Origin of the sequence: Rhizobium mayense (assembly GCF_030272705.1) — a bacterium.
In the GTDB taxonomy this organism is placed as follows: Bacteria; Pseudomonadota; Alphaproteobacteria; order Rhizobiales; family Rhizobiaceae; genus Rhizobium; species Rhizobium mayense.
Genome location: NZ_JARFYM010000141.1, coordinates 1 through 320, shown reverse-complemented (window position 1 = coordinate 320; position 320 = coordinate 1). Strand labels below are relative to the sequence as shown.

Below are 320 nucleotides of genomic sequence, written 5' to 3'. Positions count from 1 at the left end.
CCAGCCGCTCCTGGAAATGTGCGGGCAATCCTTCGAGCGCCGGATCGCCCGAATTGAACGCCGCCGCCAACCCACGGTGGGCTGCGATAAAATCCACATAGCGCTCGACCCATCGCTCCAGCGCCTCGCCCGGAGGATGCTCCGCGGCCAGCGTCTTCGCTGCTTCAACGGACCCATCGACCTCTTTGCGGAAAACCGCCACGACAAGATCGGAACGTGTTGGAAAATGGCGGTAGAGTGTGCCGACGCCGACCCCCGCCCTGTCCGCAATTTCTCGTATGGGCACATCCATTCCGGCCTCGGCAAAAACCTCCGACGCG

The 320-nt window shown here is 63.1% G+C and carries 1 protein-coding gene; it reads right to left on the bottom strand.

Annotation, left to right across the window (positions count from 1 at the left end; translation table 11 throughout):
* The coding region (locus PY649_RS34960) for a TetR/AcrR family transcriptional regulator (RefSeq protein WP_285873642.1) at positions 1-320 on the bottom strand (320 nt) is incomplete at both ends.